Genomic DNA, 22,606 nt, shown 5'->3' on the forward strand with positions numbered 1-22,606 from the left:
ATCATGAAAAAAATCATTTATACCATCGCAATCGCCGCCGTGGCAACCCTTTCGTTCTCATCGTGCAAAACGAAATGTAAAAAAGGATCGGGAACGGTTATTACCGATAACCGCAAAGTAACTGATTTTACCAAGCTCGAAGTGAACGGCGGCTTTAAAGTGATTTTAAAGCAGGATAGCTCGCTTAATGTTAATATTACTATTGACGATAACCTGCTGGAATATGTTAAAACTGATGTTAGCGGCGGTAAACTGGTAATATCTACCAATAAAAATATTTGCGCGAGCAATGATGCCGTAGTAACCGTCGGCGTTAAAAACCTGGAAGAAATTAAAGGTTCGGGCGCTATCACATTCAATAGCGAGGGCAAGCTTAATGTAAAGGACTTTTACATCGATCTTTCAGGCGCCGGCCGTACCGATCTTGACCTGAGTGCCGCCAACGTACGCACTGAGGGTAGCGGCGCAACCGAAATAAAGCTTAAAGGCCAGGCGGCATCGAACACTGTTGACCTGAAGGGTAGTAGTAAAGTTAATGCGCTCGATTTTGTGGTGGGCAGTTACAATATTGAAACAACCGGTGCCGGCGATTATAGAATTAACGTATTGAAATCACTGATCGTTAAAACAACGGGCGCTTCATCAATTGAATACCGCGGAAATCCAACCACGGTAGAGAAAAAAGAAACTGGTTCATCAACCATAAAAAAGATAGAATAAACAACGTTTTTTACTTAACAAAACCCGCCCACCTGGCGGGTTTTGCTGTTTACAGTTATGTTGTTGGTTAACAAAATTTTAAGTAGCTTGTAGCATTTGCGTGTCTTTTTGCGTCTAAGCAAAAACACTCAAAATAATCAACCAAACCACACAATGAAAAAGTTAACCAAGTGGATAGCTATTATCCTGACTTTAGTTGTTGTGATAGCTATTGCAGGGCTATCCTACATTAACTACGCGCTGCCCAATGTGGGCGACCCTGAAAACATAACCGTACAGCTTACGCCGCAACGCATAGCGCGTGGTAAGTACCTGGCCAACCATGTTGCTGTATGTGTCGACTGCCACTCCCCACGTGATTTCAGTAAGTTTGCCGGGCCGATTGACACCGCGTATATCGGTGTAGGCGGCGATAAATTTGACCAGAGCATCGGTTTTCCCGGGTTAGTTTATGTACCCAACATCACCCCGCTTAATTTAAAAAGCTGGACGGACGGCGAAATATTCCGAGCCATTACCACTGGAGTAAAAAAGGATGGATCGGCCATATTCCCGATAATGCCCTGGCAGTATTACTCAAAAATGGATAGGGAGGATGTGTACGCTATAATTGCCTACATGCGTACGTTAAAAGCTGATGGCAAGAATTATCCGGCCCACCAGCTCGATTTTCCGTTAAACTTTATTGTCAACACCATGCCGCAGCCCGCAACCTTAAGTAAGCGCCCGCCGGAAAGTGATACACTTAAATACGGCGAATACCTGGTACAAATAGCGGCTTGCCGCGATTGCCATAGCCAGGATGATAAGGGCAAACTTATCGCCGGGCTTGAGTTTGCAGGCGGAAAGGCATTCAACCTGCCCGGGGCAACGCTTAAGTCATCAAACATAACTCCCGATAAAGAGAGCGGGATTGGCCGCTGGACAAAACAGGAGTTTGTAAACCGGTTCAGGATGTATGCGGATAGCAGCATGAGCCCTTCGGCCGTAAAGCCGGGCGAATTTCAAACCATAATGCCTTGGTGGAAGTATGGCAAAATGAAAGTTACCGACCTGGAAGCTATGTATGCTTACCTGCAAACCATTAAGCCGATGCAAAACCAGGTAGTAAAATTTCAGGCTAACTCAATTGAAGCTAAATAAATTAAAATAAAATTTATACTTTTGCGCCTCAAAATACGGTACGGCAATGCTGTGCCTTGTTTAAATTTAAATATCCGCAGAAGATGAATATTACACAGGAAAAAGTTGATAACCTGAACTCAGTTCTTAAAATTAACCTTGCGCCGGAAGATTATGCTCCGCGCGTTGACAAAGCCATTAAAGACCACGCTAAAAAGGCCAAACTGCCGGGTTTCCGTCCGGGTATGGTGCCTGCCGGTCACATTAAAAAAATGTATGGCAAAAGCATTTTGGTTGATGAGATCAACAACCTGTTATCAGATACGCTGAATAACTATATTGATGAGCAGAAACTGAATATTTTAGGCCAGCCACTGCCAAAACCGGATGATAACAAAGAGTATAACTGGGATTTTGCTGACACTTTTGAGTTTAACTACGAAATTGGTTTGGCGCCTGAGTTTGACCAGGAGTTTACATCAAAGGATAAAGTTACCCAGTACGTAATTAAGGTTGACGACGAAACTTTGGCGTCACGTACCAAAAACATCCGTCGCAGCTATGGCAAAATGACAAACCCTGACGTATCGGCAGATGACGATGTGCTTTACTCGCAATTAGAGCAGCTTTCTCCGGATGGCTCTGTTTTTGAAGATGGCATCAACGAAACTGTATCGGTTCGTTTAGATCAGGTTAAAGATGAAGTTATCAAAGCTTCATTGATCGGTTTGAAAAAAGACGATACCGTTGAGTTTGATATTCAGAAAGCTTATGACGGCGACGCGGCGAAAATTGCCGGTCTGTTAAAAATAGACGAGGACACTGCTGCCGACCTTAAATCAAACTTCCGCTTAACGGTAAAAAATGTTAACCGTTTAGAGGAAAGCGATCTGAACCAGGAGTTCTTTGATAAATTATTTGGTGAAGGTACTGTTACCACCGAAGAGGAGTTTAAAGCTAAGATAACTGAAGAGCTTGAGGCTATGATGCAGCAAGACAGCGAGCGTAAACTGCAGGATGAGATATACAACTATGCTACCGGTAAAGTTGATTTTCCGCTGCCTGACGAGTTTTTGAAACGCTGGTTAAAGGTTACCAACGAAAAGTTGAGTGACGAAGAGCTTGCAGAAGGTTATGCTGAATTCTCTAAAAACCTTAAATGGACATTGATTGCTAACAAGATCATTGTTGAGAACAACATCGAGATCAAGTACGAAGAAGTTTTTGAAGCGGCTAAACAACGTTTGGATGCACAGTTCAGAATGTACAGCCCTCAGCCTTTAACGGATGAGCAATTAGGCCAGTACACTGTACAATACCTGCAAAACAAAGAGAATGCTAACCGCACTTTTGAAGAGGTTAAAGCGCTTAAAGTGTTTGAATACATTAAGAGCGTTATAACCCTCGATCAGAAAGAGATTGCTTACAACGAGTTTACCAAACTGGCAAACTAAGCAACAGCTTCCATACAATATTCACCAAAAGCAACTTTAACAAAGTTGCTTTTGTGTTTTTTGGGAGTAGTGATTAGAGGTTGGTAATCAAGATTGATATTGTTACCCCTTTCCTTTACCTGTTTGCGCAGCAGAGCCGGACGTTGAGCGCAGCGATGACGAGGTGAGTCACACCAAATATTTTTACTTTTTGAAAACCTTAAACTAAAAATAGTATTCAAGTAAAAAGTATATATTTAAAGCCGGGCAACTACGCCCAACCTAAAAAACAATTAATACAATGAGCAGTAATATCGACAGAGACGAATTCAGAAAATATGCTGTTAAGCATCACCGCATTAACAGTTTGCACGTAGATAAATTTATGGCCAACGTTGACAGGGCGCACCTGCCAACCGGCATGACACCGTATATCTTAGAAGAACGCCAGCTAAACGTTCAGGCGATGGACGTGTTCTCGCGCCTGATGATGGACCGTATCATCTTTTTAGGTGATGCTATATATGACAGCATCGCCAATATTATACAGGCACAATTGCTGTTCCTGCAATCGGCCGATAGCAAACGCGATATCCAGATTTATATCAACTCTCCGGGTGGTTCCGTGTACGCAGGTTTAGGTATTTATGATACCATGCAGTTCATCTCAAATGATGTGGCAACCATCTGTACCGGTATGGCTGCATCAATGGGTGCCGTATTATTATGCGCAGGTACCAAAGGCAAACGCGCGGCGTTACCGCACTCGAGGGTGATGATTCACCAGCCGTCAGGCGGTGCGCAAGGTCAGCAGTCTGACATTGAGATTACTTACCACGAGATCACCAAACTGAAAAAAGAATTATACCAGATCATCGCCGATCATAGCGGTTCATCTTTCGAGAAAGTATGGGACGCTTCGGACCGTGACCACTGGATGATTGCTGAAGAAGCCAAAGAATTTGGTATGGTTGACGAGGTGTTGCGCGGTAGCAACCCTAAAAAATAAGCAGTTAACGGCGTGTTGCTAAAACCAAAAAGGCAACACGTCGTTAATGTTGTACAAACTGGATTATTTTTATTAAATTTGTCCAATTTAATCAAAGCAAAAAGCAATGACTAAAAATAGCAAGGAGATCAGGTGTTCGTTTTGTGGTGCAGGTAAGCAGGATAGCCTGATGCTCATAGCCGGATTGGACGCGCATATATGCGATAAGTGCGTAAATCAGGCTAACGAGATTTTAGCTGAAGAACTTAAGGTTCGTAAAGTTAAAAGCTCGCCTTCAACTCCCTCGGTGCTTAAGCCGGGCGAGATCAAAACACATCTTGACCAGTATATCATCGGCCAGGATGATGCCAAAAAAATACTTTCGGTAGCGGTATACAATCACTATAAACGTCTTAATCAACGTATTGACAAGGACGAGGTAGAGATTGAAAAATCAAACATCATTATGGTGGGAGAGACCGGTACCGGTAAAACTTTGTTAGCTAAAACGCTTGCCAAAGTATTAAATGTGCCTTTTTGCATTTGCGACGCTACCGTTTTAACCGAAGCCGGTTATGTAGGCGAAGACGTGGAAAGCATACTTACCCGCTTACTGCAAGCAGCTGATTATGATGTAGCTGCCGCTGAGCGTGGTATTGTTTATATTGATGAGGTGGATAAAATTGCCCGCAAGAGCGACAATGCCTCCATTACCCGCGATGTATCCGGCGAAGGCGTACAACAGGCGCTTTTGAAAATATTAGAGGGTACAATGGTGAACGTACCACCGCAAGGTGGCCGTAAACACCCTGATCAGAAAATGATCACGGTTAACACCAGCAATATACTGTTTATTTGCGGCGGAGCCTTTGATGGCATTGAACGTAAAATTGCGGGCCGTTTACGTACCCAAACAGTGGGTTACAAGTTTAACAACGATGATGCCGAGGTTGATCTGAAAAACCTGTACAAATACATCACCCCGCAGGATCTAAAATCTTTCGGGTTGATACCTGAACTGATCGGTCGTTTGCCGGTGTTAACTTACCTTAACCCGCTCGATCGTGATGCCCTGCACAATATACTTACCGAGCCTAAAAACTCACTGCTTAAACAATATAAAAAGTTGTTTGAGTACGAAGGTGTTAAGCTTGAGGTTGAGGATGAAGTGCTTGATTTTATAGTAGACAAAGCAATGGAATTTAAGTTAGGGGCCAGGGGGCTTCGTTCCATCTGCGAAGCGATAATGATAGACGCTATGTTTGAATTCCCATCACAAAAGGATGTGAAAGAATTAACCGTTAATTTGGATTATGCCCGCGAAAAGTTTGAGAAATCAGACCTGAAAAAGTTAAAAGTAGCTTAACATTAACCCAATAGCGCAAACGCTATCTTTATTGAAAATAAAAACGAACCCTGGTGAAACGCCGGGGTTTGTTGTATCCGGAGATTTTGTAAATCAGCGAGATCAATAACCACTTCGTGTAATAGAATTAAATAAGGAGAAATAGATATGAATGAAGAAACCGTAGTAAAAAAAGATGAAGACATTGTAGAGAATGCCAAGAAGGTAAAAGAAGTAGAGAGCCCTATACGCCGCGGTTTAAAAACTAAGGATGCTATTGTAGCCAATTGGTTGCCGCGCTACACCGGTAGGCCACTTGATCAGTTTGGGCAGTACATCATCCTTACCAATTTTTCAAAGTACATCCAACTTTTTTCGCAATGGAATGATGATGCGCCGGTGATGGGTTTAGATAAACCAATGCAAAGTGTAACAGCCGGCAACATCACCATCATCAATTTTGGTATGGGTAGCCCGGTTGCGGCAACTGTGATGGATTTGCTTACCGCCATTAAGCCTAAGGCCGTTATATTTTTAGGCAAATGCGGTGGCCTGAAAAAAAAGAATAACGTAGGCGACCTGATATTGCCGATAGCAGCCATAAGGGGCGAAGGAACGTCTGACGACTATATGCCTGCGGAAGTGCCTGCGTTACCATCATTCGCACTGCAAAAAGCGATATCAACCACTATACGAGATATGTCGCTCGATTACTGGACAGGTACCTGCTACACTACCAACCGCCGCGTTTGGGAGCATGATAAGGAGTTTAAGGCGTACCTGAAAAAATTACGCGCTATGGCTGTCGACATGGAAACCGCTACCGTGTTTGTAACCGGTTTTGCCAACAAAATACCGACCGGCGCGCTGCTCCTGGTGTCTGACCAGCCAATGATACCTGAAGGCGTTAAAACCAGCGAAAGCGACTCCAAAGTAACCGAAGGCTATGTGGAAACACACCTTAAAGTTGGTATCGAATCGCTAAAGCAGCTTATTAACAACGGCCTAACCGTTAAGCACCTGCGGTTTTAATTGCCGCCGATACTCACTTTCTTAAGGCTCTCGCGGCCGTAAAATACCGGGAAATACATCAGCTCGGCCTTTGCCGGGTTAAGGGTGTATTCTCCATTGTAGCGTGGCATTAGCTCAACCTCGAATTTGTATTGCCCTTGTTTAAGCTTGCGGCAAAATATGCTTACCTTTTCTTTAAAGTATTCGCGGTGTATCTCGTTATTACGCCACGATTGCTCTTTGCTTTCATAAGAGCATCCGGCCGGGATAGGTATTTCAATCATCACAAACTCGCCGTCGGCACGTGCGGTAACGTCGGCTATCAGCGTAACTTTTTTGCCGCCTTTTAACCTGGTTATTTTACCGCCGTCGCTTTCAATCCAGGTATTAACGGTAAAATCCTTACTTACCTTTTCGGGTCTGCTGTTCCAGTATTGCTGGTATCCGGTAATGTATACCGGCAAGGTGCCTGTTTTGCTGATGCCAAGCGACTGGCCATCGAATGTGGCTGAATAGGGGAAAGTGTTAATCGTTTCGTTTTTACCACCCGACAATACCAGTCGCGACGGTTTCAGACCATCTTTCTCTTTCATCAAATCAGGCAAAATAGTTTCCAATATTAAAGATGATTCGTAGGTATTGCGCCAGCCGCCATCACGCCGCTGTTCAAGCAGGTAGCCGGTTATCCTGTCAAGCAATGGTTGGTTTTTGCCTGAGTTTTTTATGATTTGATAAGCGAGTATACTTAACTGCACTGAGTTGTCAAAAAAGGCATAGCTATTATTTTCGCCCCAGTAAACATTGCCGAACATGGTGCTTTTTTTACTGCTTAACACTTCATCAATGTTTACCTGTAGCCCGGCCTTTTGCTGTATCAGCATCAGGCGGTATTTATTATAGGCCGATTGGTATTTTAATACAGATTGCTCTTTTTGAACAGCGGCTATATACTTTTTATAATCGGCTTTGGCTTCAAGCTTAAGCAGAAGTTCCAGTACGTATAGTTTATCGTAATTGCTATATTTTTCTGCCTGGAATAATAGGTACGCCGTTATTTTCTGCTTGTCGAAATGGGTGCCGTAACCGGCTTTTTCAGCATCAAGCAGCGCCTCAATAGCATGCCTGCTGATCCACATCTCCTCATCGCTCTCTTTCCACCATCCCCAAAGGCCGCTGCCCTTTTTGTTCTCGTTTAGCTTTTTGATGATCTCGAGGATGTTTTTTTCGCGCGTGAATGGCTGTTTAAGATATTTTTTGATCCGTTCTTCGCTAAGCAGCCCCTTTAGTTTTGATGCCAGCTGCTCGTTGCATAGGTAGCGGTATTCGCGCAATTTATCTGTTTCCTCAAGCAACGCCGGCAATGCAGATGCCTCAGCTCTGAAAGTTACTTTACCCAAGGCCGCATCAAACTTCAGGTTTATGCTGGTATCGCCACGCATTACTTCAAAAATGCCTTTGGTTTCCTGCACGCCCGGTTTAACAACAGGTATTTTCCGCTGCTCGCCATCGCTGTAACCATTAGTACGCTTTATGGCGTATTCAAGAGATAAGCTATCGTTAGTTGATGCTGTAATGGTCAAGGTATCTATTTTTGAATTAACTACCGATAATGAATCCTGCTTTAAAGGCGAACCATTGTAACTAAACGTGCGTTGCAACATGGCGGGAGTGGAGTTGTAGTTCATCACCTTGCCGATGACGTTCATTTTATCGCCCTCTACAGCAAACTGCGGCGATATTAGCGATGCGCTCACCGGTTTAAACGATTTAATGCTGCCTTCGGCAAGCGCGGTTTCCATGTTATTGCTTATGCCGATAAAAAAGGTGCGCCAATTGGTAATGTCATCCGGGAAGACGGTGGTAAATCTGGCTTTGCCGTTAACATCCGTTGTTAACCTGGGTTGCCAGTAGGCATAATCCTTAAAGTTTTTACGTAACGTATTACCACCGTTTTGGGCAGCAAGGTTCGCCTCTGCTTCGTCGGCTGCCTGTTTCTTTTTGCTGGTAATAAGTATAACACCGTTGGCGGCACGAGCGCCATAAATGGCGGTGGCCGCGGCATCCTTTAAGACAGATATATCGCCTATATCATTCGGGTTCATACTTTTAAATTCAGCCTCAGTTATTATTTTACCGTCAACCACTACAAGCGGGTTAGCGCCAGTTGTAAGCGTGGTTAAGCCTCTCACTTGTATCGTATATCCACTTTCCGGCGCACCATGGGTTATAGATAAACCGGCTAATTTTCCTTGTAGCGAACTGAAAATTTGTGGAGATTCAGCACTTACGGATGCGATTGCGCCGGTCAACGCTTTTTTACTTTGCGAACCATAACCCACCACAACTACTTCGTCCAAATGACTGGAACTTTCGTTTAGCATTAAAGCATAATTATCTCCCGGCTTTATTGTAAATTCCTCTGTGATGTAACCGATAAGGGCTACCGTTATCTTGCCGGTTTTAGGTACGCTAAGCCTGAAATTACCTTTTGAGTCGGTAACCACCCCATGCTTAGTACCCTTTACCGCTATGCTTACACCGGGCAGAGGTGCTTTATCACTCGCGCCGATAACTGTTCCGGTAATTACGTTTGTGAAATTTTTAATATCTGTATATTTCTCGTTAAAAGTTTCTTGTATCAGCAGCGCGTCGTTCCTGATTTCCTTATCGGTATTATTATGCATCCCGGCGCGTTGCTGAATCACCCGGTTTATTTTTATACTTACCGAATCGCGCGGAAGAGGCTTTAATGATATGGCATAAAAGTTAGCTCCGTGAGGTTTTACAATGATGTCATCCTGAACAAAATATTCATCGCCTTTCAATAAAAACATCAACCGGTATTCACCTGCTTCAAGGTTCCCAAAGTCTCTCTCATTGCCTCGGTAAATCCTTAAAAATTCAATGTCTTTGCTTTTATAGATCAGCACATTCTTAATAAAGTATTTTTCTTCGGCTACTAATTTTATTTTTAGTCTCCCGGCGTTTTTAGCCGGTGTATAGCTGTTTTCAAAAAGGTTTAATGTTTGGCTGCGCCTGTCGAGGTAGTTTTGCCAAAGGGTATCAACCGCGGTAGGAGTGAGTGCAAGGTGGGTGTAGTCAACCACAGGTTCACCGTAGTTTAGTTGCTTATTATACGGATTGCCATCAAAGCTTTTTTGTTTTAACAAACCCGGTAAAAAGGTATAATTATAACCTGTTTCAGTAATAAAATTCTGTTCCTTTTCACTGCCGAGTTTATAAGTAGCCAGGTTTGGCGCTATCGGGCCGGTTAAAACGCGCTGCTTGCTATTTCCGGTGGCCTTCGGGTTAAGTAAAAATAGCCTTTCGCCCTGTTGCAGCGTTGCTAATTGCATTTTAAAGGTATTTTCAACACTGATCAGGTAATTATTCAGTGTCCGCTTTTCATCATTCAGCAAGGTGTCGGGCGCTTTGTTTATACTAATGTCAAAGCGTTTAAGTGTCGAATCAGCATTAATGCTGAATATGGTTTTTTTTCCATGCGCTATTACGACGTCCTTAACCTCGATATCCATTTTATTTGTACGCATCCTGATATCGTGCATACCCGAGTCTACCCTGAAGCTGTAGCGCTTCAGGTCCTGCGTTTGCGAAAAGTAAACCGGTATATTATCAATATAAACAATATGTGCCGGGATTATGTCGCCTTTTTTTACTACGAAAGGTGCAATCTGCGTTATGTTATCAGGCGTATTTTCGGTGGTAGTATAAATCGTATTGGGGTGGGTGAATTTATAATATTCGATAGTGTCCAATCCCATTTCACGGCTCCAGCGGCTCCAGTTAAGCAGCAGCGTTTGGTTGTTTGTTAATTCATTTTGCCGGTAGCGTGTAAGGGGGTTGGGCACTTCACCAAACTTGCCAAAGTAAGGCACAGATGGCGCATGGTATTCCTCAAATTTTGAGGTTAACGACCATGCGGTTATATCAGCATCAGCAACGGGTTTGCCTTTGCTATCTGTAACCGTAAGTTCTGTTGTAACCTTTTGGCCGGGATATATCGTCATGGGCTGCTGCACATCAATGTTCAAGGATTTATCGTAGTTGAAAAACGACTCCCTGCTGGTACGCAGTTTTCCGCCCCATATATAATATGCGAAAACGGTGACGTTGCTTTTTGATTTGATGGCCTTTTTATAATTTAACGAATCGGCTTCGCCACGCTCAAATAGTTTATCGTCCAAGTAGATGCTGTACCATAAATGCAGTTTATGCTTGTTTTTTACGGCGACTTTAGCCGAATCAGCTGTACGTTTACCTGTTATAACAACGCCGGTTTCCTCGATGCCTAAGTTAAATTCAGTCCGTGTGCTATCAGTAACGATAACATAATCGCTCACATAAGGATCGATAATTATGTCTGCAGGCAACACGAGTCTTTGTGTCTTAAGCGTATCACTGTTGCTGATGGCAAATATGGTTGCTTTTAACGGCGATTTTTTACCTTTTATGTAGCTATGTATTTTTAATGTGTCGCCGTTTAGTTTAGTTTTTACCTGATAATTGTCAGCCTTGTAATTCAGGTATGTCGATTCAGAGCGATGCTCGTTTGAAGAATTCAGAAACTCGGCCTGGACACTATACGACATATTTACCGGAGGAAAAATGGAATTGGGTAGCGTAACCTTTGTTTCCCCCAGCGGATCGAGCTGTACGGTATGCGTCCACAACGTATCGGGTACAAAAACATGATCGCCTTTATAATTATTAATAAGGCTGGCTTTTACCAGCAGATCAACGCGGCCATCGGGCACCGGCAATCCGTTTTCATCCGTAGCTTTCAAGTAAATGTTCAGCGTATCGCCCGGTTGATGTGTTTCCTTATCCGAACGTACGTTAAAGTTGATGGCTTTTAATTCGTACTCTTCATACTCAAACTTAGTGCTAACAAATTGAAGATAGTTCTTTTCGCTTTCCTCTAATTCTTCTTCGTCATCATCATCGTCGTCATCGTTCTTTTTCTGAAGCTTTTTGGTATCAGTCAGTATAATCTGATAGGTATCGTCCAGATCAATGTCCAGGCTATCGGTCAGTACAAAACTGTACTCGTACATACCCGGGCGATAGCTGTTTATGGTAGCCAGTGTTTTAAAATCATCATCGCCGTATTCATCTGCAAGGCGCACCAGTACCGGTTTGTTTTTAAATGGTTTCTTGCTTTTTTTATCAACTATAAAAGCTTTTAACCTTACCGTATCACCGGGCTTGTATTTAGGTTTATTAAGTACTACAAAACCCGGGTAGTCTGCTTTTGGGTTGTAGGTGTAATGCCTTTGCTTAGGTTTTTTTGAAAATATGTTTTTAAACCATCGCGTTAAAAAAGACGGTTTTTCAATTTCAGGTTGATTGAAACTGAAAAAGTTGGAAACGCCCTTGTGCACCACTTTTATAACATTCTGCTTTGCCGGTTTAAAAGAGTAAATCCCGTTTTCCTGGTTATATGCTATCTGTTCACCATTATTAGTTACCGCAGTGTTGGTTATTATGGAGCCGTTGTTATTGGTTAGTATAAATTCAATGCGCTTGTCTTGTGATAGTAATTGAATGCCTACATTATGCTTTTCGAGCAAGCTAAACATTAGGCGGTTCTCGTAGGCGTATACCTTTACATAATTGCCCGGCGCCAGTTTCGGGGTGTATAAAGCTTCGTTTTTTGTTATTACGGAGTCTACTTTTTGCTTCAGCACTTTATCATCAGGTTCTTTATCCGGGTGCAGGTAAAGTGCTAAAAGGTCCTCATCACTTATTTTATAGTAATAGGTGTATTTACTGCTCCGGGGGCTTTTTGTGAGCTTTTGCTGCGCCAGGCAATTTATTGAAAAGAGGCAAAGTAATAGTAAAGGCAGTTTTTTCATTGTGGGTAAAGGCTCGTGGTAACGCAACTAATATACTGTTTGTACAGGTCAGTTTGAAACTAAATATATCGGGTTGGGTTAGCTTATATATAGGCTGTGTGATATTTGATTGAGTAAAATCTGATAAAATCTATAGCTTTGCTATACAAAAATACTTTTTATGTGGTATAACAACATCCTCGAAACTATTGGTCACACGCCGCTGGTTAAGCTCAACAAAATTGTTAAAGACATACCGGCAACCGTTCTGGCAAAAATTGAAACTACCAATCCGGGTAATTCAATTAAGGACCGTATGGCGCTCAAAATGATAGAGGATGCTGAAAAAAGCGGCAAGCTTAAACCCGGCGGTACCATTATTGAAGGTACATCGGGCAATACAGGCATGGGCCTGGCCATTGCCGCGGTTATAAAAGGCTACAAATGTATTTTTACCAGTACTGATAAGCAATCAAAGGAAAAATTTGATGCCCTGCGTGCTTTTGGCGCCGAGGTAATTGTTTGCCCTACCAACGTTGATCCGGAAGACCCACGTTCTTACTACTCAGTTTCATCTCGCCTGGAGCGGGAGGTGCCCAACTCATGGAAGCCTAATCAGTATGATAACCTGTCAAACTCACAGGCGCATTACGAGCAAACCGGCCCGGAGATATGGGAGCAAACCGAAGGTAAGATCACACACCTGGTAGTAGGGGTGGGCACCGGTGGTACAATATCTGGCACGGCACGTTACCTTAAGGAGAAAAATCCGGCTATACAGGTGTTGGGTATTGATACCTACGGCTCGGTATTCAAAAAATATAAGGAAACCGGCATTTTTGATAAGAACGAGATTTATCCTTACATCACCGAAGGTATAGGCGAAGACTTTTTACCTCAGAACGTCGACTTTAGCCTGATAGACCATTTTGAAAAAGTGACTGACAAGGAAGCCGCGCTGATGACCCGTGAGATTGCCCGTAAGGAAGGCATCTTCGCCGGTAACTCCACAGGTTCGGCCGTTGCAGGTGTGCTGCAAATGAAGGACAGGTTTAAAGAAGGCGATGTGGTGGTGGTGATCTTCCCTGACCATGGCTCGCGCTACATGGGTAAAATGTATAATGATGACTGGCTGCGCGACCGTGGTTTCCTAAAGGATGATAAACTCACCGCCCGCGATATCATCAGCAAAAAGGAAAGTGCTGAAATCATAACCATCGATCATGAGAAAACGGTTATCGAGGCCATCAACACCATTAAAACGCTCAACATCTCGCAAATACCCGTTACGCAGCATGGCAACATCATCGGTAAGGTAACGGAGAGTGATATTCTGGATGCACTGCTTGAAAGCCCGGGTCTCAAATCGCAACCAGTAAAAAATATCACCACGGCACCATTCCCTTATGTTGATCTGAACACATCGATAGATCGCATATCATCCATGATCAATAAAGATAACATCGCCGTACTGGTAACCGATGAAAAAGGAAAAGCGGAGATTATTACACAGTACGATATTATTAACGCCATATCAGCGTAAGGGGAGAGGAATTGTTGATTTAGGAAGGTTGATTGCGGGTCGGGTTAGATGAAGTAACTACCTGCTGAATAACCAAGAATATACACACACATAACCTTCATTTAACGCCGTTTTGAGTTTTCTGGATTTAAATGCTATTACCAGGCATACGTCAAAGATGTTGAAATGATCATTCAGATGATGGCTTTCAGTTTCTTTAACTCACATTACTTTCTTAGCTCAGCAAGTTCTTTTTTATAACGTTGGTTTAACGATGGCAGTGGGTTATACAATATATATACACCGGTACCTTTTTCCCTGGACAGCGCGTTATTAACCGAGCCTATTTTCACATAGCGCTCTATAAAGGGCTGCAATTCTTTTACGCCTTCATCATCCTCAGCAATGTAAATAAGGTATTTAGGTACCAGGCTGTCGGGCGCCCAAAGCGAAAAGCTGCTGCTGAGCGATACCACCTGCGGTAAGTTTAACCGTTTGCCAAATACATTGATGGCGCCGGCCTGTCCGTAATTTTCGGCGAAGATGCGCGTTTGTGCTTTAGCCTGGTCGCTTAGCCCATGGTATGCTTTGGCGGTTAGGCCGGCCATTTCATCCCAGCCCAGCATGTCGGCATAATCCTGCGTTGTGGCGTGTTGTTGCTGGTCCTCCCAACGCGTTAAAAAACTTAATCCGGGCATCAAATTTTTAGTAAAACTAATTGCTCTAACGGTTTGATGTAAGGGTAACACCGGCAAAACTGTTGGCAGCAGTAGTAAATTAGGCAAGGTTACGACTATAATAGCTACAGCGCGCAATGGATTGCCCGCTGTTTTAAACAAACGATCGAACCCGCAGCCACCAGCTGCAAACAGCATAGGGTAGGCCCCAAACAAGTAGTAGTTTTTGCCGTTCATCTGCAACAAAAAAATGAAGATGAGGATGTAGGCAAATGCCAAAAACTGATACTTGCGAAGCTTGAAAGATACCAGCAAAAATGCAAAGCCGGTTAACCAAACGAACAGGGCAATGCCGTTAACCATTAGCTGCTGCGCAATAAAGTCGCCTGCTTTAATGTATTCAAGCTGTGTTTCGCGCAGTTCGCTCATGTGTTGCAGCACCGGGAAGTTATGCTGCCATTGCCATATCAGGTTGGGTAAAAACACTACCAGCGCCAACATTGCCGCGCCAAGGGTATGTTTAGTAAATAATACTTTACGCTGCCTGCTGATCAATACCGATATAACTAACGCTGCCGCGAAGAAAGCCATAGTATATTTGGTAAGCATGCCCACGCCAGTGGTTAAGCCAAAGCCGTATAAAAATAATGTAGATGAGGTATTTACATACCGTACCATACACCAGGCCGCTAATACCCACCATAACTGATCGAACACCACTGGCTGAAACAGGTACCCGCTGGCAGCGAACGCAGGGGCGAATATCATGGAAAGGCAGGCAATGGCGATGGCGAACTTACGGCCGCCCAGTTCAATAGTGATCATGCCGGTTAGCCAGATGATTATGCCACTGGCTATTGTAGTGAAAAGGCGGGAAGCGAATACCGAATCGCCGAACAGGCCTAATGATATTTTAGCAAGCAGGGCAATAAATGGCGGTACTTCTTTAAACCCCCAGTCCAGGTGATCAGCCAGTGAAAGGTGCAGCAACTCGTCGCGGTGAAAACCGAAGTTTGAAATGGCTAACAAATTAAGCGCTACCTTTACAAGCACAAATATCAATACAAACTTATGATACTCGGCCCGCTTATTCCTGTAGATCATGCGTGGTTAAAAACTGGTTTGATAAAGTTAATGTTTAAGTCTGTTATCTTCCAAATAATAAAGGGCTGAACTGTTGATGCCGGGTAATCTGTCTATCATCCCCTCAAATCAACAACCCAGCCCCCTTGTAAGGTAACTAATGCTTTTTTTAGATACGTTTTATATCAGCGCCTAACGCTATAAGCCTTTTATCGATATGCTGATAGCCACGCTCAATTTGCTCAATGTTGTAAATGGTTGATTTGCCTTTCGCTGATAAGGCCGCGATAAGTAATGATACACCGGCACGAATATCAGGCGAGGTCATGGAAATACCACGCAGTTGTATGCGTTTATCTAAACCGATAACAGTAGCGCGGTGCGGATCACAAAGGATGATGTTAGCGCCCATATCCAGTAGCTTATCCACAAAGAATAAACGGCTCTCAAACATTTTTTGATGGATAAGCACTGATCCTTTAGCTTGTGTAGCAACCACCAGCACAATGCTCAGCAAGTCAGGGGTAAAGCCCGGCCATGGCGCGTCGGCAACGGTAAGTATAGATCCGTCGATGAAAGTATCAATTTCATAATGGTCCTGCTCGGGGATAAATATATCATCACCCCGTAGCTCCATTTTAATACCTAAACGTTTAAACACATCAGGTATAACGCCTAACTCTTTATACTGAACGTCTTTTATGGTTATCTCTGAACCGGTCATGGCGGCTAAACCAATAAATGAGCCGATCTCGATCATATCCGGCAGCATACGGTGCTCGGTACCGCCCAGGCGTTCAACACCCTCAATAGTAAGCAGGTTTGAACCTATACCACTAATCTTCGCGCCCATGCGGTTAAGCATTTTGCAAAGCTGCTGTAGGTAAGGCTCGCACGCGGCGTTGTAAATGGTGGTGGTGCCTTTGGCTAAAACGGCGGCCATCACAATATTTGCAGTGCCGGTTACAGAGGCCTCGTCAAGCAATATGTAGGTGCCTTGCAGGTTTGATGCATCAACATTGTAAAATTCCTCGGTGGTATCATAATTAAAACGGGCGCCTAGTTTTTCAAAACCCAGAAAGTGGGTATCTAAACGGCGGCGGCCAATTTTATCGCCACCGGGTTTTGGTATTGCCGCCTTGCCAAAACGGGCCAGCAGCGGGCCAACTATCATGATAGAACCGCGCAAGCCACCGCCTTTGGCCTTAAAAGCATCAGACTGGAAAAAGTTCTGATCGATATTTTTAGCCTCAAAGGTATAGGTATCATCATTAAGGCGTTCAACCGTAACGCCCATATCGCCCAATAATTCTATCAGTTTATTAACATCAACAATATCGGGTATGTTGCTTATGGTAACTTTTTCTTCGGTTAACAGCACAGCCGAAAGTATCTGCAGCGACTCGTTTTTCGCGCCCTGTGGTATAATTTCGCCCTTAAGCTTTTTGCCGCCAATTATTTCAAATGCGTTCTTCATAAATTAGTGTTGGTAATAAACAGATATGGCAAGGTTAATACCTTGCCCATCCTTAAAAAGTTTTTCGGTTCAAAAATAAAAAAAGCCTGAAGTTTTTAACGCTTAAAATTTACGTCCGCCGCCATTATTGCGGTTGCGGTTGTTTTGGTTGTTATTGCGTTGACCGCCGCCGCCGTTGTTATTACTGCGGCCTCGGTTATTTTGATTATTGCTTTTACCGCGCGCGTTTTGATTGTTAACCGGATTGGTGCGGTATTCAACCTTATTAAGGTTAATATTATCGTCAAGTTTCAGCTCTCCGCGCGACATGCTGGCCAGGTCAGCCAGTATGATCTCGTCAGATACTGAATCCTTGTTCCACTGCACATAAGCCATTTTCATGAAGTTGGCTATTGATTGTACCATGTGGCGTTTGCGTTCAGGCTCCTCAATGGCTTTGGCTCGCTCAATCATCAGCTCAATGGTTTTGCCATAATGTTTGGCGCGTATACGCTGATTGGGGTAGTTAAGCGGTTGCGGTTTTATGTGGATTGACTCTGGCGTTGGTTTCGGGTATGGCGAGTCAACATCAATCTTATAGTCAGATATAATGTGCAGGTGATCCCATAGTTTGTGCTTAAAGTCGGCAACATCGCGCAGGTGAGGGTTTAAAAAACCCATCAGGTCAATAACCACTTGTGCGTAGCGGTTACGTTCTTCTTTACTATCCAGATTGCAGATATATTTGACCATGTTTTGCACATTACGGCCATATTCGGTCAATATTAGTTTATTCCTTGTAGAGTTATAATCAAACTCGGCAGGCGCTTTGGTATAAGCCATGTATTATTATGAATGAAAATTTAAATGTAGCCCTTGGCGCTTTAAATAACAGCCGGACTAAAAATGACAAGTTGTATTAATAATTCTTCTTGTAGTAACGCAAATATAATGCAAATGTGTTAATGTACAAATAACATTATTATGGCTGTAAGTTTAATTGCTTTATTTTAGCAGATAAACGCTACCGCTTTGAAAAAACATATAAATATTAATAGTATAGATATTTACCGCTTTAGTATACCTATGGAGCCGTTCGCCATAGCAACGGGCACTATGGACTATGCGCAGAATGTATTTATCCGGGTACATACCAATGCCGGTTTTTATGGCGTTGGCGAATGTTCTGCCTTCCCGATGATTGTTGGTGAAACGCAGGACACCTGCCTGGTTATGGCGCGAGAGTTTGCAAGGTTATGGATAGGCCAGGACGCGCTTGATATTGAAGCCCGTATGCAGCAACTGCACAGTTTCACCGCAGGTAACACCACCATTAAAAGCGCCTTTGATATGGCACTGTATGATATTGCTGCTAAAAATTCCGGTTTGCCGTTATATAAATATTTAGGCGGAGCCGTGCGCGATATAGAAACGGACATAACCATAGGTATTGGCGCACCGGAAACTATGGCCGAGAAAGCAGCACATTTTAAGGCAACAGGCGCTACTATATTAAAGGTAAAGCTAGGTAGGAATGCACACACAGATGTGGAACGCATAAAGCAGATCCGTAACGCCGTGGGCGATGGTATGCGTATACGCGTTGATGCCAACCAGGGCTGGAGTTTTGATGATGCTGTGCACGCACTAACCAACATCGCGCCTTATAATATTGAGTTTTGCGAGCAGCCTATGCGTACGTGGCATGATGATCGCTTGCCTGAATTGATGGCATTAACACCGGTAAAAATTATGGCCGACGAAAGTGTGTATAATCATCATGATGCCCGCAGGCAGATAGAAAGCGGATCGTGCCGTTATATTAATATCAAGTTCTCCAAATCGGGCGGTATGCTTGAAGCGAAGAAGATACATGATACTGCCGCTGAACGGAATATCCCCTGCATGATGGGCGGTATGCTCGAAAGCCGTATTGGGTTGAGTGCCAAGTTGCACTTCGCCTACGCAAGCTCCAATATTAAATTTTACGATATGGACACTTGTATGTTGGGTCATCTTACCGACCCATGCGTGGGAGGTGTAAAATACGATGGCTATTTTTTAAGCATAGATGACACACCTGGTATAGGCGCTGATGCAAATGAAAGCTTTTTGGCAGATTGCGAACGGTTTGTAGTTGGTGTTTAACTAACGTTTGAAGTGTTTGATTGCTATATTAGCTATTATTATAAGAGAGGTTATCATAATCCACAAAATACTCGTCTTTCGTGTTTTAAATTGAAAAGCAGTTAAAAATGCTATCAGTCCATAAAACAAGGTCATAACTATAGCACTACGTATACAGGTTTTTATATCAAGGCTTGATGTGAAATAACGGATTACCTGAAAAGCTAACTCGCTAATAAGACCTATAACTATGCTGATTGCTAACAGTTTGAGAATATTAAATATAGGATTATTTTTTACTAACTCTTTTATACTACATATGGAAATAGCAATCGCTGAGGAAACCATGAGCAGGCCGCTAACAATGATCTTTCCATCTAAAATTGAATAAGGAATAATATGATAGCAATCTAAAGGTAAGCGGTAAGATATGCTGCAAATAGTAAACCCGAATATTTTACAATAACAGGAGTGATAAGGGGTTTCATCGTATTTATATAATTAATAAAGGCGATACAAGATAACTGAATCGCCTTTATTATTTGAAACTTATTTGCTCAATTCAGCAAAATGTTTGTAAAATAACGGTATAGTTTCAATGCCCTTAAAGTAGTTGGCAATATCATACTTTTCGTTTGGCGAGTGCAGGTTGTCGCTATCCAGGCCAAAACCCATCAATACGGTTTTAATGCGCAGTTCAGCCTCAAATAAAGCAACAATAGGTATGCTGCCGCCGCCGCGGGTTGGTATAGGCTCTTTACCGAATGATTCGGCAATAGCTTGTTGCGCCGCTTTATAAGCTATACTATCTGTAGGCGTAACCACAGGTTCGCCGCCGTGGTGCGGGGTTACTTTTACGTTTACCGATGGTGGCGCTATGCTCAAAAAATGATCAGTAAATAGTGTCGTAATTTTGGCTGAACCCTGGTTAGGCACCAAACGCATTGATATTTTAGCGCTTGCTTTAGATGGAAGTACGGTTTTGGCACCCTCGCCAATATAACCACCCCAAATGCCGTTTACCTCGAGGGTAGGGCGGGTGCCGGTACGCTCAAAAGTGGAGTAGCCGTTTTCGCCCCAAAGCTCGTTAACGCCCAGGTCGGCTTTATATTCAGCATCATCATAAGGTGCACTATTTAGGGCGTCGCGTTCGGCATCTCTCAGGTTTATTACATCATCGTAAAATCCGGGGATGGTTATTCGGTTGTTCTCATCGTGCAGTGAGGCAATCATTTTAGCCAGTATAGTGGCCGGGTTGGCAACCGCACCGCCGTAAACGCCGGAGTGCAGATCGCGGTTAGGACCGGTAACTTCAACCTCAAGATAGGAGAGGCCACGTAAACCGGTTTCAAGAGACGGGTGTTCCATGCTGATCATGGCCGTGTCGGATATTAATATAACGTCGGCTTTAAGCCTGTTTTTATTCTGCTTAACAAAATCGCCCAGGTTGTCTGAGCCTACTTCTTCCTCGCCCTCAATCATAAACTTAACGTTGCAGGGCAGGCTGTCAGTTTGCATCATCAGCTCAAAGGCCTTTACATGCATATAAAACTGACCTTTATCATCACATGCGCCACGGGCAAATATTTTACCGTCGCGTATGGTGGGTTCAAACGGCGGAGTTTCCCACAATTCAAGCGGGTCCGGCGGTTGTACATCATAATGCCCGTAAACCAAAACCGTTGGTTTGTTGGCATCAATAATTTTTTCTCCGTAAACAATAGGGTAGCCGGCTGTTTGGCATACTTCTACGTTATCGGCGCCGGCTTCTATCAGCTTCTTTGCAACAAAGTCAGCTGTTTTTAAAACGTCGGCTTTATATTTCGGGTCTGCGCTTACAGACGGGTAGCGCAGTAAATCAAACAGTTCATCAAGCATTCGCTGCTCATGCTGCGCAACATAATTTTTTATGGCTGACATAAATAAATGTATTTGCAGCAAATATAGCGTAGTTTGCTTTTAAACCATCCTGTTTTTCAATAACCGGAAAGCGTTGCGCTGCCGGAGGTACAATTAATTTATATAGTTACTGATGTTAATCAGCAGTTGAAATATCATGTAAGGTACTGCCTGGAGCATTTTCGTTCAAGTGCGCCTTTTCTGTTTTAATGATCTGCTCGGCCGGTACGTCGTTTTTCGTGTTGAATGACCATGCAGTTATACCTGAAGTTAATATAATGGCGGCTGCTATAATGTACTTTTTCATAGTTCTGTAATATTGAATATTTACTAACTCTATATGCTGTAATTAGTCTGCTGAAGACACATCTTTTTTGTCACCTGCTTTAGTGAAATCTGCTGAGCTTACATCCTTTTTGTCGCCTGCTTTACCATCTGCTGAAGACACATCTTTTTTATCGCCAGCTTTGTTTTCTGTAGCTGCTACTGAAGAGAATACGGTTGAAAGAACTAATGCTGCTGCTATGATTGACTTTTTCATGATCTGTATTTATTGGAGTTATTTGTTGTTGTTTGTTGATTACTGTTAATTGTGAATTGTAATTAGTCTGCTGAAGACACGTCTTTTTTATCACCTGCTTTAGTGAAATCTGCTGAGCTTACATCCTTTTTGTCGCCTGCTTTAGCGTCTGCTGATGACACATCTTTTTTATCGCCTGCTTTAACGCCTGTTGCTGCTACTGAAGAAAATACGGTTGAAAGAACTAATGCTGCTGCTATGATTGACTTTTTCATGATCTGTATTTATTGGAGTTATTTGTTGTTGTGTGTTGATTATCTGTTATTTGTATACTGTAATTAGTCTGCTGAAGACACATCTTTTTTATCACCTGCTTTAGTGAAATCGGCTGAGCTTACATCCTTTTTGTCGCCTGCTTTAGCGTCTGCTGATGACACATCTTTTTTATCACCTGCTTTATTTTCGGTTGATGCTACTGAAGAGAATACGGTTGAAAGCACTAATGCTGCTGCTATGATTGACTTTTTCATGATCTGTATTTATTGGAGTTATTTGTTGTTGTGTGTTGATTATCTGTTATTTGTATACTGTAATTAGTCTGCTGAAGACACGTCTTTTTTATCACCTGCTTTAGTGAAATCTGCTGAGCTTACATCCTTTTTGTCGCCTGCTTTAGCATCTGCTGATGACACATCTTTTTTATCGCCTGCTTTATTTTCTGTTGCTGCTACTGAAGAGAATACGGTTGAAAGCACTAATGCTGCTGCTATGATTGACTTTTTCATGATCTGTATTTTATGGAGTTTTTGTTGCTGTTGTGTATTGATTATCTGTTAATTGTATGGTGT

The 22,606-nt window shown here is 43.0% G+C and carries 18 protein-coding genes; 8 read left to right on the forward strand and 10 right to left on the reverse strand.

From position 1 onward, the window contains the following. Positions 1–3 precede the first annotated feature (3 nt). The 6 genes from ABD960_RS06445 to ABD960_RS06470 all read left to right on the forward strand — a co-directional run bounded on the left by ABD960_RS06445 (position 4) and on the right by ABD960_RS06470 (position 6,640). The gene (locus ABD960_RS06445; RefSeq protein ID WP_345330115.1) at positions 4–720 is read left to right on the forward strand and encodes a head GIN domain-containing protein; all 717 of its coding nucleotides are present in this window, start codon (positions 4–6) and stop codon (positions 718–720) included. 153 nt (positions 721–873) lie between these two features. Continuing rightward, positions 874–1,863 (forward strand): cytochrome C, encoded by a 990-nt coding sequence (locus ABD960_RS06450; protein WP_345330116.1) that lies wholly within the window; start codon positions 874–876, stop codon positions 1,861–1,863. A gap of 83 nt (positions 1,864–1,946) precedes the next feature. Further along, the gene (tig, locus tag ABD960_RS06455) at positions 1,947–3,296 is read left to right on the forward strand and encodes a trigger factor (protein ID WP_345330117.1); all 1,350 of its coding nucleotides are present in this window, start codon (positions 1,947–1,949) and stop codon (positions 3,294–3,296) included. Positions 3,297–3,576: 280 nt separating this feature from the next. Then, positions 3,577–4,284, forward strand: coding sequence for an ATP-dependent Clp endopeptidase proteolytic subunit ClpP (clpP, locus tag ABD960_RS06460; RefSeq protein WP_345330118.1), 708 nt, complete (start codon positions 3,577–3,579; stop codon positions 4,282–4,284). 106 nt (positions 4,285–4,390) lie between these two features. Beyond that, positions 4,391–5,629: an ATP-dependent Clp protease ATP-binding subunit ClpX gene (clpX, locus tag ABD960_RS06465; RefSeq protein ID WP_345330119.1), complete on the forward strand. Its 1,239-nt coding sequence runs from the start codon at positions 4,391–4,393 to the stop codon at positions 5,627–5,629. Positions 5,630–5,776: 147 nt separating this feature from the next. Continuing rightward, on the forward strand, positions 5,777–6,640 hold the full coding sequence (locus ABD960_RS06470; protein ID WP_345330120.1) for an AMP nucleosidase: 864 nt from the start codon (positions 5,777–5,779) through the stop codon (positions 6,638–6,640). Here ABD960_RS06470 and ABD960_RS06475 read toward each other — a convergent pair. Continuing rightward, a complete protein-coding gene (locus ABD960_RS06475) occupies positions 6,637–12,495 on the reverse strand; it encodes a carboxypeptidase-like regulatory domain-containing protein (protein WP_345330122.1) in 5,859 nt (1,952 codons plus the stop codon). The two genes, ABD960_RS06470 and ABD960_RS06475, sit on opposite strands and share 4 nt — an antisense overlap. 160 nt (positions 12,496–12,655) lie before the next feature. Here ABD960_RS06475 and ABD960_RS06480 point away from each other — a divergent pair, with 160 nt between their 5' ends. Further along, positions 12,656–14,017 (forward strand): pyridoxal-phosphate dependent enzyme, encoded by a 1,362-nt coding sequence (locus ABD960_RS06480; RefSeq protein WP_345330123.1) that lies wholly within the window; start codon positions 12,656–12,658, stop codon positions 14,015–14,017. 206 nt (positions 14,018–14,223) lie between these two features. Here the strand turns inward: ABD960_RS06480 and ABD960_RS06485 are convergent, their stop codons facing one another. The 3 genes from ABD960_RS06485 to ABD960_RS06495 form a co-directional block, all read right to left on the reverse strand. After that, positions 14,224–15,777: an ArnT family glycosyltransferase gene (locus tag ABD960_RS06485; RefSeq protein ID WP_345330124.1), complete on the reverse strand. Its 1,554-nt coding sequence runs from the start codon at positions 15,775–15,777 to the stop codon at positions 14,224–14,226. A 148-nt stretch (positions 15,778–15,925) separates the two neighbouring features. Next, on the reverse strand, positions 15,926–17,233 hold the full coding sequence (murA, locus tag ABD960_RS06490; protein ID WP_345330125.1) for a UDP-N-acetylglucosamine 1-carboxyvinyltransferase: 1,308 nt from the start codon (positions 17,231–17,233) through the stop codon (positions 15,926–15,928). A 102-nt stretch (positions 17,234–17,335) separates the two neighbouring features. Then, entirely contained in the window at positions 17,336–18,055 is a 720-nt protein-coding gene (locus ABD960_RS06495; RefSeq protein WP_345330126.1) for a DUF4290 domain-containing protein, read from the reverse strand. A gap of 201 nt (positions 18,056–18,256) precedes the next feature. Between ABD960_RS06495 and ABD960_RS06500 the strand changes: the two genes are divergently transcribed. Beyond that, positions 18,257–19,360: a mandelate racemase/muconate lactonizing enzyme family protein gene (locus ABD960_RS06500; protein WP_425563477.1), complete on the forward strand. Its 1,104-nt coding sequence runs from the start codon at positions 18,257–18,259 to the stop codon at positions 19,358–19,360. A gap of 528 nt (positions 19,361–19,888) precedes the next feature. On the opposite strand, the gene ABD960_RS06505 is transcribed toward ABD960_RS06500, so the two are convergent. From ABD960_RS06505 to ABD960_RS06530, 6 genes are all read right to left on the reverse strand, one after another. After that, the gene (locus tag ABD960_RS06505; RefSeq protein ID WP_345330128.1) at positions 19,889–21,259 is read right to left on the reverse strand and encodes a dipeptidase; all 1,371 of its coding nucleotides are present in this window, start codon (positions 21,257–21,259) and stop codon (positions 19,889–19,891) included. Between the two features lie 115 nt (positions 21,260–21,374). Further along, the gene (locus ABD960_RS06510; RefSeq protein ID WP_345330129.1) at positions 21,375–21,545 is read right to left on the reverse strand and encodes a hypothetical protein; all 171 of its coding nucleotides are present in this window, start codon (positions 21,543–21,545) and stop codon (positions 21,375–21,377) included. A gap of 42 nt (positions 21,546–21,587) precedes the next feature. After that, positions 21,588–21,779 (reverse strand): hypothetical protein, encoded by a 192-nt coding sequence (locus tag ABD960_RS06515; protein ID WP_345330130.1) that lies wholly within the window; start codon positions 21,777–21,779, stop codon positions 21,588–21,590. Positions 21,780–21,841: 62 nt separating this feature from the next. Further along, positions 21,842–22,033: a hypothetical protein gene (locus ABD960_RS06520; protein ID WP_345330131.1), complete on the reverse strand. Its 192-nt coding sequence runs from the start codon at positions 22,031–22,033 to the stop codon at positions 21,842–21,844. Between the two features lie 63 nt (positions 22,034–22,096). Then, positions 22,097–22,288 (reverse strand): hypothetical protein, encoded by a 192-nt coding sequence (locus tag ABD960_RS06525; protein WP_345330132.1) that lies wholly within the window; start codon positions 22,286–22,288, stop codon positions 22,097–22,099. A 63-nt stretch (positions 22,289–22,351) separates the two neighbouring features. Further along, positions 22,352–22,543: a hypothetical protein gene (locus tag ABD960_RS06530; RefSeq protein ID WP_232175291.1), complete on the reverse strand. Its 192-nt coding sequence runs from the start codon at positions 22,541–22,543 to the stop codon at positions 22,352–22,354. Positions 22,544–22,606: the final 63 nt, after the last annotated feature.

Origin of the sequence: Mucilaginibacter defluvii (assembly GCF_039543225.1) — a bacterium.
Lineage (GTDB): Bacteria > Bacteroidota > Bacteroidia > Sphingobacteriales > Sphingobacteriaceae > Mucilaginibacter > Mucilaginibacter defluvii.

Excerpts from the sequence above, each read along its gene's own strand:
- ABD960_RS06445 (WP_345330115.1), top strand. The coding sequence starts at position 4 with ATGAAAAAAATCATTTATACCATCGCAATCGCCGCCGTGGCAACCCTT.
- ABD960_RS06450 (WP_345330116.1), top strand. The coding sequence starts at position 874 with ATGAAAAAGTTAACCAAGTGGATAGCTATTATCCTGACTTTAGTTGTT.
- tig (WP_345330117.1), top strand. The coding sequence starts at position 1,947 with ATGAATATTACACAGGAAAAAGTTGATAACCTGAACTCAGTTCTTAAA.
- clpP (WP_345330118.1), top strand. The coding sequence starts at position 3,577 with ATGAGCAGTAATATCGACAGAGACGAATTCAGAAAATATGCTGTTAAG.
- clpX (WP_345330119.1), top strand. The coding sequence starts at position 4,391 with ATGACTAAAAATAGCAAGGAGATCAGGTGTTCGTTTTGTGGTGCAGGT.
- ABD960_RS06470 (WP_345330120.1), top strand. The coding sequence starts at position 5,777 with ATGAATGAAGAAACCGTAGTAAAAAAAGATGAAGACATTGTAGAGAAT.
- ABD960_RS06475 (WP_345330122.1), bottom strand. The coding sequence starts at position 12,495 with ATGAAAAAACTGCCTTTACTATTACTTTGCCTCTTTTCAATAAATTGC.
- ABD960_RS06480 (WP_345330123.1), top strand. The coding sequence starts at position 12,656 with ATGTGGTATAACAACATCCTCGAAACTATTGGTCACACGCCGCTGGTT.
- ABD960_RS06485 (WP_345330124.1), bottom strand. The coding sequence starts at position 15,777 with ATGATCTACAGGAATAAGCGGGCCGAGTATCATAAGTTTGTATTGATA.
- murA (WP_345330125.1), bottom strand. The coding sequence starts at position 17,233 with ATGAAGAACGCATTTGAAATAATTGGCGGCAAAAAGCTTAAGGGCGAA.
- ABD960_RS06495 (WP_345330126.1), bottom strand. The coding sequence starts at position 18,055 with ATGGCTTATACCAAAGCGCCTGCCGAGTTTGATTATAACTCTACAAGG.
- ABD960_RS06505 (WP_345330128.1), bottom strand. The coding sequence starts at position 21,259 with ATGTCAGCCATAAAAAATTATGTTGCGCAGCATGAGCAGCGAATGCTT.
- ABD960_RS06510 (WP_345330129.1), bottom strand. The coding sequence starts at position 21,545 with ATGAAAAAGTACATTATAGCAGCCGCCATTATATTAACTTCAGGTATA.
- ABD960_RS06515 (WP_345330130.1), bottom strand. The coding sequence starts at position 21,779 with ATGAAAAAGTCAATCATAGCAGCAGCATTAGTTCTTTCAACCGTATTC.
- ABD960_RS06520 (WP_345330131.1), bottom strand. The coding sequence starts at position 22,033 with ATGAAAAAGTCAATCATAGCAGCAGCATTAGTTCTTTCAACCGTATTT.
- ABD960_RS06525 (WP_345330132.1), bottom strand. The coding sequence starts at position 22,288 with ATGAAAAAGTCAATCATAGCAGCAGCATTAGTGCTTTCAACCGTATTC.
- ABD960_RS06530 (WP_232175291.1), bottom strand. The coding sequence starts at position 22,543 with ATGAAAAAGTCAATCATAGCAGCAGCATTAGTGCTTTCAACCGTATTC.